Origin of the sequence: Paenibacillus urinalis (genome assembly GCF_028747985.1) — a bacterium.
Lineage (GTDB): Bacteria > Bacillota > Bacilli > Paenibacillales > Paenibacillaceae > Paenibacillus > Paenibacillus urinalis.
Genome location: NZ_CP118108.1, coordinates 1496603 through 1510303 on the forward strand (window position 1 = coordinate 1496603; position 13701 = coordinate 1510303).

General features: G+C 38.0%; 12 protein-coding genes. 7 read left to right on the forward strand and 5 right to left on the reverse strand.

Annotation, left to right across the window (positions count from 1 at the left end; all coding sequences use genetic code 11):
• Nucleotides 1-46 precede the first annotated feature (46 nt).
• Nucleotides 47-1162, forward strand: coding sequence for a nucleotidyltransferase domain-containing protein (locus PUW25_RS06815; protein ID WP_274338566.1), 1116 nt, complete (start codon nt 47-49; stop codon nt 1160-1162).
• 2438 nt (nt 1163-3600) lie between these two features.
• Here PUW25_RS06815 and PUW25_RS06820 read toward each other — a convergent pair.
• Nucleotides 3601-3852 carry a helix-turn-helix domain-containing protein gene (locus tag PUW25_RS06820; RefSeq protein ID WP_274336831.1) on the reverse strand — a complete coding sequence of 84 codons (252 nt, stop codon included), beginning with the start codon at nt 3850-3852 and terminating at the stop codon, nt 3601-3603.
• Between the two features lie 307 nt (nt 3853-4159).
• Between PUW25_RS06820 and PUW25_RS06825 the strand changes: the two genes are divergently transcribed.
• Nucleotides 4160-4918 (forward strand): GNAT family N-acetyltransferase, encoded by a 759-nt coding sequence (locus PUW25_RS06825; protein WP_274336832.1) that lies wholly within the window; start codon nt 4160-4162, stop codon nt 4916-4918.
• 423 nt (nt 4919-5341) lie between these two features.
• Here the strand turns inward: PUW25_RS06825 and PUW25_RS06835 are convergent, their stop codons facing one another.
• The 4 genes from PUW25_RS06835 to PUW25_RS06850 all read right to left on the reverse strand — a co-directional run bounded on the left by PUW25_RS06835 (nt 5342) and on the right by PUW25_RS06850 (nt 9039).
• Nucleotides 5342-6235: a CPBP family intramembrane glutamic endopeptidase gene (locus PUW25_RS06835; RefSeq protein WP_052511712.1), complete on the reverse strand. Its 894-nt coding sequence runs from the start codon at nt 6233-6235 to the stop codon at nt 5342-5344.
• Between the two features lie 149 nt (nt 6236-6384).
• The gene (locus PUW25_RS06840; RefSeq protein WP_047910141.1) at nt 6385-7032 is read right to left on the reverse strand and encodes a response regulator; all 648 of its coding nucleotides are present in this window, start codon (nt 7030-7032) and stop codon (nt 6385-6387) included.
• Nucleotides 7019-8173, reverse strand: coding sequence for a sensor histidine kinase (locus tag PUW25_RS06845; RefSeq protein WP_081872173.1), 1155 nt, complete (start codon nt 8171-8173; stop codon nt 7019-7021). Before PUW25_RS06845 ends, PUW25_RS06840 begins: the two co-directional genes overlap by 14 nt.
• Before the next feature lie 215 nt (nt 8174-8388).
• Nucleotides 8389-9039: a nitroreductase family protein gene (locus PUW25_RS06850; RefSeq protein ID WP_047910139.1), complete on the reverse strand. Its 651-nt coding sequence runs from the start codon at nt 9037-9039 to the stop codon at nt 8389-8391.
• 120 nt (nt 9040-9159) lie between these two features.
• Between PUW25_RS06850 and PUW25_RS06855 the strand changes: the two genes are divergently transcribed.
• The 5 genes from PUW25_RS06855 to PUW25_RS06875 all read left to right on the forward strand — a co-directional run bounded on the left by PUW25_RS06855 (nt 9160) and on the right by PUW25_RS06875 (nt 13397).
• Nucleotides 9160-9525 carry a helix-turn-helix domain-containing protein gene (locus PUW25_RS06855; protein WP_047910138.1) on the forward strand — a complete coding sequence of 122 codons (366 nt, stop codon included), beginning with the start codon at nt 9160-9162 and terminating at the stop codon, nt 9523-9525.
• Between the two features lie 247 nt (nt 9526-9772).
• Nucleotides 9773-10126, forward strand: coding sequence for a hypothetical protein (locus PUW25_RS06860; RefSeq protein WP_152557604.1), 354 nt, complete (start codon nt 9773-9775; stop codon nt 10124-10126).
• Between the two features lie 263 nt (nt 10127-10389).
• A complete protein-coding gene (locus PUW25_RS06865) occupies nt 10390-10863 on the forward strand; it encodes a DUF2716 domain-containing protein (protein ID WP_047910136.1) in 474 nt (157 codons plus the stop codon).
• A 968-nt stretch (nt 10864-11831) separates the two neighbouring features.
• Nucleotides 11832-12512, forward strand: coding sequence for a hypothetical protein (locus tag PUW25_RS06870; RefSeq protein WP_047910135.1), 681 nt, complete (start codon nt 11832-11834; stop codon nt 12510-12512).
• 87 nt (nt 12513-12599) lie between these two features.
• Nucleotides 12600-13397, forward strand: coding sequence for a hypothetical protein (locus PUW25_RS06875; RefSeq protein ID WP_274336833.1), 798 nt, complete (start codon nt 12600-12602; stop codon nt 13395-13397).
• The last annotated feature ends 304 nt before the right edge of the window (nt 13398-13701 follow it).

Here is a 13701-nt window from a genome sequence, read left to right on the forward strand (position 1 = left end):
TTCGGACAGCCACGTAGTTGATTCCAAATTACAGGGAGGTTATCTGATGGTTGATGTATTTGCTGTTGCTGACATTATTATCAGGCATATTAAGGATCATTATCCTCAAGATGTAGCGATTGTAGGATTTTATGGGTCATATCTGCAGGGTCGAGCGACTGAACGATCAGATTTGGATTTCTTTTTCATTCCAGCTACAACCAGAGGGAGAGAAGTAGAGTGTCAGTTCATTATTGATGGTATAAGTTTTGACTTCTGGCCAATTGGTTGGGAACGTGCAGAGAGAATGGCAACTGCTGAAGATTGGAGCACGACAATTATAGCAGACTGTGAGCTGTTATATGTCCGATCAGATGATGATCTTGCGAGATTAATAGAACTACGTGAGACTATATCCAACATGGGAAGTGAATCCAAAACAGCTGAAATGATCACCAAAGCCGAATCGATATTGAACAATTGTCTTATTAGCATAGCTAAAATGCGAATTGCTGAGAATGCCAAAGATCTGAGTTATTTCCGAACCCAATCTCAAGAGATCGCAGCAAATATCTTTAAGTCTCTTGGGTTGTTGAATCAAACCTATTATACACGTATGTGGGGGCACTATCGTAAGCAAGTCCGGAATCTTTCTCTTAAACCGGAGCAACTGGACAAGCACCTGGATACCCTAATGTTTAGTTTAATTCCAGAAGAAATAATGTTAGCGTGTGAAAAATTAACTACTGATACACTTCGTCTTATCTCGATGCGACGAAATAGTCAAGAAGTGGTGAGCTCCTATAAAGGACACATGAGTGGATACTACGAAGAAGAGAGAGGGATGATGAATAAACTACTAATCGCGTGCGAAACAGGCCACTACGAAACGGCATTTTTCGTAGCGATAAGTGTACAAGACAGTTTATCTCGAATTTTGTATGCTGCAGAGAAAGGGCGTTGGCCTAATACTGCTGACCTTGGTGAATATCGTGAATTCTATGATAGTTATGGATACCCCGATCTTATCGGGTTGTTAAATCCCACAAATTTTGAACCGTTGCGTTTAGCTGTACTGCAATTAATGGAAAAGCTAGAGAATCAGCTCAAAACAGAAGGTGTAGCTGTAAACAAGTTTGACTCTGTCACTGAATTCGAATCATATTACATAAATAAAAATTGATGACACAACGATCCAATGGGACTTTACCAACAGTTCACTAAGGAGTGGTTGGAATGTTAATGAACTGGTTTCTAATGGCAATTTGCGGTTTTAGTATCTTCAGATTATTTAGTCTATACACAAAATCCTACTGGAAAAATGATTTGATCATAGCTGCGGCGCAAGGATTTGTGATTTCTTTAATCGTGATTCTTATATAAAATTAGTGTCTTTGATATATTCCAGTAAAAACCAAATATATTGTAACTTACTGGTTGTAGATATCGTAAGATCAATTTATTAGAGGTGAGATTGATTGAAATTGCTCAGATTGATAAGAGAAACAAGAAAAATGGAAGGTAATCAAAATGCTTGGAAAGGTCTCGGTGTTATTGAATGGGTTATAGGAATGATTTTTGTAATGGTTTTATTGATGATCATCAATTAAATATTCAATGGAGCAGGATGCCGATTGGTAGCTGTTCCTTTTTTATTAGTCTAACGTGTGAAAAAGTATACAATTTTAGAATCAAGAACTTACTTGTTCGAAATATACGAAATAAGCTTGAGTTGCCGTTTCCCAGTCGATTTCACAAGCTCGATCAACAATTTCTTTCGTAGTCCTTCCATAGGTCCAATTCACGAGCAATGGCTCAATCAGAAAGCCCTAGTTGATAGGGTGCTTCTATTTAATTCTTTCGATCATGTTAAGATGTGAGTAGCTCATGGACTGATTCTCCTGCGTTAATTTAGTGTGGTAACTAATTTTACACGAGTTAGGCCATGGCCATTTTATATTTTTTGAACTAGTAGCGCACTTCAAATCACGATCTGTCATATGGAATTACATATTCAAGGTGAGTTTATAGTCCAATCTTCAGAGTTATCCTTTTTTTCTAAATAGGTGCCACTTCCGGTATCGAGAATAATAAAATGATTTTCTGATACAGGGATAAATTCGTACTTGTTAGTGGTAAGACTATGATCTGGTATTTGAATATTTGGTTGAATATTGGGTTGATCTTTAATAGCATCTGAAATTAACCATGAGCTGATTACTAAACAAACACCTAAGAAAATGACAGCCAAACTCTGAAAATGTGACTTGATTTTGCCCACTCCTTTTGTGAATATTTGTTCGATACTACTTTAACACGGCTTTTTCAACTAAGGTTTGATTACAAATTTAATAAACTTCATTAAGCTAACGTTTAGGTTAGTGTTTGAAGTTTATTAGAAACAATGTAGTACTATACGAGGAACTTTAGATTAGTATCTAACCAGTGGAAGTAGAACAATTTTGCTCCTACTTGCTTGGAGAAGTTTACATATATTATGTTTACTTAATACAGTTATTAACTGTTGTTTTTTAATACTTAAAGGTAACATTGTTTATACACAATGATCTAGGGGGTATGGTTAGTGGATATAATTAACCTGATTTACATAATACTAGCAATTCTCTTTGTTTGGTGTTTTACTGAGAGTTTTAAAGAGAGTAAGTATACAAAATTATATAGGATAGTTGCTGGAATTATTTTAGGATTAGCATATATAGATATTGAAACCTTATTGAGCTATCGGTAAGAAGTTAACTAAAAAAGCATGTGTTAGTTAAGCCCTCAACAAAGCATATAAAGTAAACAAGGCTAACACAACCAGATGACATGTAGGGGACAATAACATGGGTAGATGAATGTTTAATAATAAAAGTGAGAAATTTAGACTCACCAAATGTTCGTGGGGTATATCTTATATGAAGGTATTAACGCACGCACTTTTGGTTAGGTGAGGCTTTTTATCAAATCAATAAAAAGGGAACCCAAAGAATAGCTAATATAACGACCATCCAAATCGAAACGATATGTCTATTTGTACTTTTAATGTATTTATATTCGAAAATACCTCTGATGCCTGCTAGAACCATTAAATACAAGATTACTATATGCATTTCAGTAGTAAATATGAACAAAACAAATCCGACGACCGTAACAATCACGATTGTCCAAGCATACGCTGCGAAGCCGTCTGTTTCTGACATCTTCGACTCGTATTCTCCTTCTTTCCTATACTTTTTATCTAAAGCAAACTGAACTAAACCCAAGATAATAATCATAAAGAAATAAGAATTGTCAATAATAACCTCTCACCCCACTTCATCGTTTCTCTTAATTTTACTATATTGTGGTTACGATGGCTCAGAATAATAACCACTGTTCCGCTAACAACTTAATTACCTGAGCGAATATCACATAGGTCTGTTCCAGAGGAGAGGCCTATTCTAAATCATTGGCGATAGTGAATTGTACAATTTCGATACGTTCTTCGTATGTCGTTTTACGTCCTTTATTCATAAGAGAAGATCCTATCCTTTTTCGAATTGATTTTCCCTCAGTATACTTGGAAATCCATTTTACTAACACACTTCTACACGAAATCTGATATTTTTCTGTTGCAGCTCATACGGAATATTCCCCTAAGAGTACATCCTGAATTGCCGCCAGCTGTAGTTCCTTAGAGTAAGATTTCCACCCTTTGTATGATCTTAATCCTTCTTCTCCATCTGCCTGATATTTTCTTATCCAGTCAGTAACCGTATTTGGGCGTACCCCTAGTTGCTTGGCCTCATGGTTAGGATTGGATTCATGTCGAAGACAACGCTTCACGGCATTTAACTTTACTTCATATAAAATCAGACTTCTTTTGGACATTACAAAAACTCCCATCATGGTAGAAGTAGATTTTTGTTTTTTCTACTGTCTACTTGACAGGTGCATTTCACTTTGGCAGCTGCTTCTTTTTCGTTAAGCTAACGAGCAGGTTAGCTTAATAAAAATTCATAATCAAATCGTTATAGTTGTCAAGATAAAGTGATTATATTATCATTAAATTAGTTATTTATCTAATTAGTTTCTGAAATCGCAAAAAATGCAAGAAAGTTTGAAATTAAAGAATTAATTCGTTTAATAGTGGTTTGAAAAAATTGTATTATCCTGTGGAAAGGATTTGTTAGGAATAATGGAGTATTCAAATTCTGCAATTCTAAGCGAAAATAAAGGTAACATTCTTCCTACATTCGCTTACTCGGTATTGGATAATTATATTACTGGAGAAATCGTTGCTGATGAGTCTTCAGCATTAATAGGAACCTCTTCGGGTATATATGTAGTTGTTGGAGACGAGAAAAATGATAACTTTTTGGATCTGCTTATGAACAAATTTAGGAGTAGAACGGTTAGCAACCAAAGATTTACTTTGTTTTCTTTATCTGAAAATTGGGATAACAAAATCATGGAACTGATCGGTACTGAGTTGAAACAACTGCAAAGGTTATCTTTTAAATTTAATGAAAAAAATTTTATGAAATTAAGCAAAACTAAATTACCGGATAAGTTTCTATTAAATAAGATAAATGAGGAGGCGCTTCATGAGAATAGAAGGTTTAACATACCATACATCATTAAGTATTGGGGAACGGTAGAAAATTTTACCGAGAAAGGATTCGGTTTCTCTGTAACTCAAAACAATGTGAATGCAGGAGAATGTGTTTCAATATTCTCATCATTAGAATTTGCAGAGATAGATATTATTACTAATGAGCATTTTAGGGGTAAAGGAGTGGCTCAATGCACATCAGAGGCATTCATATTGGAGTGTTTAAATCGAACGTTAACCCCAAGATGGGATTGTGACATTTATAATCATGCCTCTATCAATTTAGCTAAGAAATTGAGTTTTGGAAATCCAGAGAGATACTCGGTTTTCGTTAGGAAATGAGGCGTATTCAACTAACGGACAGGATAGTTTAATAACTATTTCTGCAAAAAAAAAGACATCACCTTGAACTGGTGGTGTCTTTACTTCAATACAATCTGGCATCGAGTTTTTCTGTTTTGGTGCCATACTGAAACGGACCGGATCGCGTGCGGCCAGATCGAATAAGTGCTTCAGCTCGTCATCGTTCAGCAGTAGTTCTTGGCTTATTTGAAGACAACACATCAGGGGGAGGATTCTTCTCTAGCCCTGCTCTAGCCAGGTATAGTAAGTAAGATTGGCATTAGCAAGATAAGCGACTTCCTCCCTTCGAAGCCCAGGGATACGCCTTCGGACGAGTACAAGGTGAACGAAAGCTTTTATGAAACTTCTTTTTCATGACAAGGGATCTCGCATAGACTAGCCTTCGAAAAAAATGTCTGCCCTTTACTTTGATACAGGAAGGTTCCGAGCCTCAGCCCTTCGATAACGTGCAGCCCCAATTAGCATTGGAATGGAGATCAGAAGACTGACCACAACCGGAACAATGGATCCTTCAAGTCCAAACTCGCCTCCTGTGAGAAGTGCGGCACCGTTCATTTCTACAGTAAATAGACCGGCAACTGAGTGTCCGGATACGGGAAAGCCTAGCAACCCTTCAATGGCATTCCATGCAAAATGCAGACCCATGATAAACCATAAGTTCCGCCGCCACAGGAAGGCCGCTCCGAGCAGAACACCCGCTTCCAGGGCTATAGCGAACGCACTCCATAATGTTGCCCCTGGATTGCCAAGATGCGCGACTCCAAAGAATAGTGAGGTCACAGTGAGTGCGAGCGGTTTCCCTCCCAATCTATCAATGGCTTGAAACATAAGTCCACGAAAGATAAGCTCCTCGACAATGGCTGCTCCTAGAGCTGCCCCAATGGAGGATCGTAGAACAAGACCCGCATTCACAGAACTTGCCCACTGAAAGGAGTAACCTCCCAGGGCCGTAATAATAAAGACGGACCCTGTGATAAAGAGTGCCCCGGTAAGTACGCCCAGTAAGGTTTCAATCCCTGCTCGTTGTCTAGAGATCTCTGGAGTGGAGCGCCGGGCCAGATATGTTAGCGTGAGCTTATAAACTAAGATAGCCAGCGACCCCATCACTAATGTAAGGACAAGGGAAATCGTCCCATCTACCCGCTCAGTCAGCTGCCGGAATAAGGTATCTATAAGAACAATACCGATAGCTCCCACAAGCATCCAGACGATTGGAAAACTCCAAAATGAACTCCGAGCGCTTAATTTGACGCCATTCTCCAGGCTCTCTTTATTTTCAAATGCTTTTTTCTTCATGTTCAACATCTCCTCCTCTGTTGCTTGATGCCATGAGTATAGGCTGAAAAAGTCATATGAGACAGTGCGCTTTTGTCATCATTTAATCTATGGCTATATGTGAAAGAAGCTGGTAACTCTAATGAGTTACCAGCTTCTTGACGATCGGCTTATGAATGATCCAGCATTCCCGAATCTCGGGCTATACGGGCGGCCTCCCGCCTTCCTTTCACATTCAGCTTCGAATAAATCGTTGAGATATAATTTTTGACCGTCCCTTCACTAAGAAACAGCGCCTCGGCAATGTCTTGATTACGAAGGCCAGATGCCAGCTTATGCAGCACTTCTATTTCACGGGCAGTGAGCCCGAATTCATTATTTACCGCAGGGCTGTTATTGTTGATCCTCTTGATCATTTTACTTGCCATTTCCTGCGAGATTAAAGTCCCTCCCGCCTGAACTACCCGAATGCCTGCAGCCAGTTCTTTGGGATGAAGGGCTTTGAGCAGATAACCTTCTGCTCCACAGCTTAACGCCGCTAATACATATTCAACTTCCTTATAAGAGGTCAGCATAATGATTTTGGTTGCAGGTAGTCGATCTTTAATCAGAGTCGTTGCAGCGACGCCGTCCATGACTGGCATATTGATATCCATTAACACAATATCCGGCAAAAACTGCTCACAGCCCTTCAGTGCCTCCTCGCCATTCTTGGCCAAACAGACAATTTCCAAATCTTCTTCCATGGACAACACGATATGTAAACTTTCGAGAATCAATTCCTGATCATCAGCAATCAGTACCTTAATTTTCTCCATGCGGCAGCACTTCTTTCAGCGGGATTTCACATCGGACTTCGGTCATTGCTGGATTTCCTTCCCTAGATAATAGCTGAAGGCGACCGCCTAACTGCTCAACTCGGTCTTTCATCGTGGTCAAGCCGAAGCCGTAATTCAGCTTGTCGATCGGGTTCCCGTTATTTCGAACGGACAATTGCAGATCATTCTCGGAAAATTTAAGCTCTAGATGAAGCAGAGATGCCTTTCCATGCTTTAGTGCGTTTGTAAGGGATTCCTGGATGACCCGAAGGATCGCCTGCCGTACTTCAAAACGTATGGGCCGCTCTGTCTCAGGGAGAACTAGAGTTATAGCAGTGCCCGTATGCTCCCGGAAACGGACTACTAGGGATTCAACCTGCCTGATCAGACTTGATTCCTGTTCTTCTCCCATCTCGTGTACGATGTTTCTCATTTCATCCAGATTGTTTTCAGCTAATGATCTTAAGCGAATTAATCGATCTTTGGCCTCGGCAGGCTTGCTATCCATAAGGGCAATAGAGGCATCAAGACTCAGGATGAGTGAGATAAAGGAATGCCCCAGTGTGTCATGAAGCTCTTTGGACATACGATTTCGTTCTTTTTGCAAAGTCATTTTCTCAATCTCGGCCGAATAGTGAGTTAACAGCTTATTTTGACGTTCCACTTCGGCTACCAGTTTATTCTTCTGATCATACGCCTTGGCGACGAAGCTTGCCCACATGCCGATGAAGCAGAACAGCAGATTGTCTATTCCGATACTTAGGGCTTGCTCCCAAGCTAATCTGAGGTGAGACTGAAAGGAAAAAGGAATGAAAACAACGATGGGAATGATCCAAAAAATTTGCTTAGTCAATAAGTATCCCATTGTAAGACTCGGCAGCAAATAGTCCGCTTTTGAAGTCAAATCCGGATAAATCACAGAATTTACATAATAAGAACCGCCAAGTAACAACTCTAGTATACAAAACCAGACTTTGTTCATCCGGCGCTGAGGAAACCAGAACAGCAAAGGGACGACAAAGGCTATGCTCAGCCAGACCGCATGAAATAACGTTCGGATCGAAAACTCATTTACCATCAGAACCTGGGACAACAGCAAAATATAATGGTACAGACGAAGAGCAAATATACCCCAATCCATGAACGATAATATTCTTTTCATACCATCATTTTACAGGAAATTTATAAACTTGGAACCTCGTATTCAGCAGTTTAGATTCCTCCTCTAGAATAAGGTTGTAGGCCCGAATTCTATAAATTGGTGAAAAATAAGGCCCTTGGCGACAATGCCGTGGGCCTCTCATTAGGTAAGCGACGAATGCCTTCATTTAATTTCGTGTTAATCTTGAGAGTGAATTATACCCAAGTGGCGATCGTTTGAACTGGGAGGCGATAGGAAGGATAGCCTTCTTTGGCAGCTTTGCCTATGGAGATTAACATCACAGGTTGGAACCGTTCCTTATCCAGGCCGAAAACTTCAGCGATTTGGTCTTTGGCATACCCGGCCATTGGATTGGTATCATATCCGTGGGCACGGGCAACGAGCATGAGCTGCATACATATGATACCCGAGTCAATGAGGTTCATGTCACGCAGATCAGATGGGTTCATGCTCGCATAATAAGGTTTCGCCTGTTGCATCTGCATTTCCTTGATGTCTTGTGGCATATATCCAAGTTCTACTGACTTACTGAATATTTCGTCCATATATTCAATGTTGTTAGCATCGTAAAATACAGCAATAACAGCTGATGAGGTAAGGACCTGCGTTTGGTTGAAAGAGGCCAGTGGCGCGAGCTTCTCTTTACCTTCAGCGGTGTCGATGACAAGGAAACGCCATGGTTGCATGTTAATGGCAGAAGGGGCTCGGGAAGCTTTCGCCAATATTTCGGTCATTTCCTCACGTCTGATTTTCACTTCGGGGTCGTAGACTTTAATAGAACGACGCTCCAAGACGATTTTATTAAAATCATTTGTTTTGGCGTATTGGCCAGTAATTGTATTCATGTAGGATCTCCCCTTAAAATCATATTTGTGAGTTGGGTTAAGCTTTAATCCGTCTCACTATGAGGAGTGTAAACTATGAAGTATACTTTATAGCAATAATAAGAATCGAGGGTGATTCATATGAAGATTAGTGAAGTAGCCAAAATAGCAGACCTTCCCATATCAACTATCCGATATTATGAGAAAATAGGAATTATCACGGATGAGTATGTGCTAAGAGACCAGAACAACTATCGGAACTATGCACCAGGTATTATTCAACATCTGAAAGTGGTCAAAAATTGTTTGTCTGTTGGTTTTACGATTCAGAATATACAGTCCATGATATCCAAAAACGGATTCTCAAAAAATGAACAAACTGGCATTATCCAAGAGAAGATATCAGAAATTGAAGAGGCTCAGAAGAAATTGGAAAATTCTAAACAAAATCTTTACGATATGCTTCATTCCGATACTACGTGTGAAGATGGGTTTGGAAAGTATTAAATCTCCTATCGGGGGACAAGAGCATATTCCCATTGAAAGTCGCTAAATAAGCGACTTTTTTATTTAATCGGTTCACGTTCTTATCCCGAGCCAATGAGAAGAACGTGGTCCGATTCCCGAATAGATAAATATCCAACTAAAGTTTACAGATATTCCTTTAAGCTAACAGGCAGAGCGTAGACTTTTTCAAACAAAAGAGGTATTCATGGTATTATATGTAATTATAGGGCGTTGGGGGGATCAAAATATGGAACGAAAAATTCAACTAATGGAAACCTACGTAAATATCGATTTTGGAAACTCTCCGTTTTTAAACTTAGATAAAGGGTTGCAAATTCCATACTCTTCAATCAAGGGAACAACAACAGGTAGGCCGATACCAGATGGTTTTAAACTATATGGTGCTTTATTCGGAGAAATGAGAAATGGGTTATTTAGATCCAATGGTGGCTTTCAACTACACTTTTTTGAAAAAGAGCTTGAAACCCTCCATTTAGATTTGAATAGCTTTAAAGTTGGCATGTTCAAAATATCAAAGTTGATCATTGGTGTTCAAAATCCTGAAGAAATAAGTAAAAATATTTCCGAAAGAGTGAAGTGATATCTTGTTGAAGACCTGTTCACGATGACTAATTTAGAACATTCCCCATATAAAACTTAAGAATTAAGACTGGATTAGTTTCTATATATCCTTTCAATGAGGATAAAAAATTGAATGATGGGACACTCGGTATAGAAGGGATTACAAATTTTTATCACAAGATCGCAAGGAGAGAATTAGTCATTGGAGCAACTTTGTTGAACTAACGGGCAGGGATAGTTCAATGGTAAGATAAAGGGAAATGGCATTGGGAGGTACTTCAAATGGAGAATTGGATTCCATTAACAGATGAGCAATATCGCATTGTTTGGGATAAGTTCTACGAGGTTTTTAATTTTAACCCAAGTACTCGCAGTAAGGACTGGCCTTCTTATACCTTACCGAACCCTTATATCACTTACAAGATAACTGAACATAAGGATTCAGATATTGATGATTTAGAAGAGAAATGTATCAACGCTTTAAAAGCAATAACTGAACAAGATGAGTATGTCTTTGCTTTGGACTGGCAGCACGAGTCCTTCTTGTATTATCCACACTTGGAAAAAGAATCGGCGAAATGGAAAATGCCATTTTACCCCGACGGCGATTATTATTTTTATTTACATAATGAATTCAAATGGGGATACTTAGGACACCCATGGGAACAGACAATTACTATTTTTGGAGCTGAACTATTACAACAGTTTGAAATCAACTTTCCATCTATATTAGGGAAAGTTGTACGACAAAGTTGATCATTTTTGATTCCGCTAATGGGACACATTAGATCAAAACAACAACGGAGTAGTTTTCCAGTCCGCAGATACTTTTTTACAAGATCCACCACGGTAGATCTTGTAAAAGGCTGATGATGGATTTAAATAGTAGGCTTATTCTTGTTGCTCTATAAACCTCAAAAAGGGATCCATAACTCTTACTTTCCGATAAGGATAACCACAAAATAAGACCACGCTGCCATTGTTAAGCTAAAAGAGATAAACATTCTGTTTGCTGTCGTTCTCTTCTCGTTAAGTAAAAAAGGTAAATAGAAATGAATAAAAAAATAGGCATAAGATAAAAACCATAGACTACTGCTATGCCCTGCATTAAACCACCCCACATATTAGATACATTGGAAATGATACTGGAACTATTTGTAGAAGTCTATAAAAGAGTACTGGTAATATGAGGAGATACCGATCAAATATGTTTAAGTTTATATTAGGTGTGGGAGTTTATTTTTTGCAACTTTGCTTATGAGTTATTACTTTGTAGGAGTTAGCTTTATAAAGTCTATACAGATGGCATCTCTTATTACAATAGTACATATTTTAATACTTTCTATAGATAGGCTCTACAAGAGGAAAAGTTACGGGAAACGTTAGTTCAGTATAACACGGGGCAGTTCGCCGGTTGGCAGCTGCTCCTTTTTCATTAAGCTAACGGGCAGGTTAGTTCAATTAAACAAGGGCATAATACGCGTTGCGTTTCTGATTTGAGTGTTGGACAAAAGTCGTATGAAACTCTTCTAAATAGGGGGCCTGATATTGCTCCCCATGAAGGATTTTAAGGCTGATAGAAGAATTGTATAAAAAACCAATTTGATGACTAATTTTGTAAGAGCATTAGATTCTTTGTCGAATGTCACATGCATGTAAGGAAATGATGTATAATTATGTTGTAATTAGTAAACAAATTCCAATTCGAAATGGAGGAAGAGTCATTGAAGAAGAAGATATTGTCATTTTTCTTGGTTTTTTCGTTAGTAACTACTATGTTTGGAACTGCCTTTGCAACTGAACGTGTTGATAGTAGTGACACGTCTCAAAGTTGGACTACTTTTTTTGTTGAAGAGAATGCACAGGAAATAATAGAAGGCCTTTACGAGAACCACGCTGGGTCTTTAACTTCAATTCCGGTGAACAGTGAGGAAGAGGCTAATAGAATCATTGAGAGAATTGAAAGGTTGGAACCAGTCACTGTTGAAGTTTACAGGGATAGTACATATTCTAACGTTGACACTTCTGAATCTTTAGAGGTAAGTCCCTTTCAAACTCAAGTTGCTAAAGTCAGTGCTACGCCAACTTATATATTTGATAAAATAAGTTCAAATAAAGGAGAAATATATGTATATTTAGACATCAACGTTACAGGTGGTGGTATTGAAACATCGATATCTAGAGCTAAAGGATATGCTGGAGCAGGTACAAATGTTGGATCTGTAAGGATGGATATAAATAAATGGAATATTCCCCCGATGAGAAATTTACATGTTGCTGTGCATGATGAAATACTAATTAATTTTGTCTCCGATAATATACAGGTTGAAGGTTATGTAGAAGTTTACTTATTAGGTGGTTGGAATAATGCTGACTTATTCTTTGACTGGGAGAGTGATTTTTAATTCTGTTTCGAATATTAAAATAAGTTCATTATGAGCGCGTGGCGATTGAGCTATGCGCTTGTATCATTTCTTAAGGAGGGGTAATTAATGATTGAAAAAGTTGTTTTTAAAACGCACAGCAATCTAATTAATAATGCAAACCAAGTACATGAAGATGTACTTAAGCAGGAAAGCTATACAATAAAAGATAATAAAATAATAAAGAGAGAGATCTTAAATTCTGGATTAAACGTAAAAGAGATTCCGTTTGAATTGAAGTCTATCAAAGAAGTAATACTCGCCAATATAGAAGTACAATTCGCATTGTATCAATTCTACATAATGTATAGAGCAGTGGGAAATAAAGCAGAACACTCTCAAGCACAGTATGGAGGCGAACTGCAAATTCCTAATAACAATGATCCAGTAAACCATCAATTAATATGTGAATTGCTTTCAATCTTTGATAATATACGTGTGGTATACAAAAAAAGCACGATCCATATTCAAATCAACATGGTCAGAATGGACACGAAAAAGAAAATCCTTGGTATATATAAAACTCTATATGAAGAATCCCGTTTAAATTCTTTTATTCTATCCTTTTTGAGTAAGGATAGATATCATTTATACGAAAGTCATTCTAATATGATTACTTACAAGTATAGGCCTAATAGAGATCAATTAATGGGTATTGAGGTTAACGAGGAAGAATTATCATTCATAAACTCTATTTATAAGCATCTTACTCTAGCTCCTTATATTATGTTCTATTTTGTAGGCTGGACTGAAGAAGAGGTTAGAACAAGTGAAGAGTTACAAAAACTAGCAAAACATTTCAATAAAATAGCTTTTCTATCAAAAGAAGATCAATTTGTGTCACAGATGCTTATAATATATAACTAGAAAAAAACCCGGACTAGATAGATGTAACATCGAAATTGCTCAGGATTTTTAAGTATAGAGCGGATCACAAGTTTAAAAGTAACATCGCCAATCAACTGTCAGAAGACTAGAACATTGCAGATCCAAGAGATGCAAATACAGGGAGTGTAAAACCCAAAAACCACAGCAAGCGCTTGAGCATTCATCATCTTTTGTCGGGGGACAAGAACATGGGCCGATTACCGATTAGATAAATATCTAACTGAAGTTTACATCTATTTCATTAAGCTACCCTGAAAATTAATTCATAGCGTAACTCTAAAAA

Coding starts and splice junctions, on each gene's coding strand:
- PUW25_RS06815 (WP_274338566.1), top strand. CDS start 47: ATGGTTGATGTATTTGCTGTTGCTGACATTATTATCAGGCATATTAAG.
- PUW25_RS06820 (WP_274336831.1), bottom strand. CDS start 3,852: ATGTCCAAAAGAAGTCTGATTTTATATGAAGTAAAGTTAAATGCCGTG.
- PUW25_RS06825 (WP_274336832.1), top strand. CDS start 4,160: ATGGAGTATTCAAATTCTGCAATTCTAAGCGAAAATAAAGGTAACATT.
- PUW25_RS06835 (WP_052511712.1), bottom strand. CDS start 6,235: ATGAAGAAAAAAGCATTTGAAAATAAAGAGAGCCTGGAGAATGGCGTC.
- PUW25_RS06840 (WP_047910141.1), bottom strand. CDS start 7,032: ATGGAGAAAATTAAGGTACTGATTGCTGATGATCAGGAATTGATTCTC.
- PUW25_RS06845 (WP_081872173.1), bottom strand. CDS start 8,173: ATGGATTGGGGTATATTTGCTCTTCGTCTGTACCATTATATTTTGCTG.
- PUW25_RS06850 (WP_047910139.1), bottom strand. CDS start 9,039: ATGAATACAATTACTGGCCAATACGCCAAAACAAATGATTTTAATAAA.
- PUW25_RS06855 (WP_047910138.1), top strand. CDS start 9,160: ATGAAGATTAGTGAAGTAGCCAAAATAGCAGACCTTCCCATATCAACT.
- PUW25_RS06860 (WP_152557604.1), top strand. CDS start 9,773: ATGGAACGAAAAATTCAACTAATGGAAACCTACGTAAATATCGATTTT.
- PUW25_RS06865 (WP_047910136.1), top strand. CDS start 10,390: ATGGAGAATTGGATTCCATTAACAGATGAGCAATATCGCATTGTTTGG.
- PUW25_RS06875 (WP_274336833.1), top strand. CDS start 12,600: ATGATTGAAAAAGTTGTTTTTAAAACGCACAGCAATCTAATTAATAAT.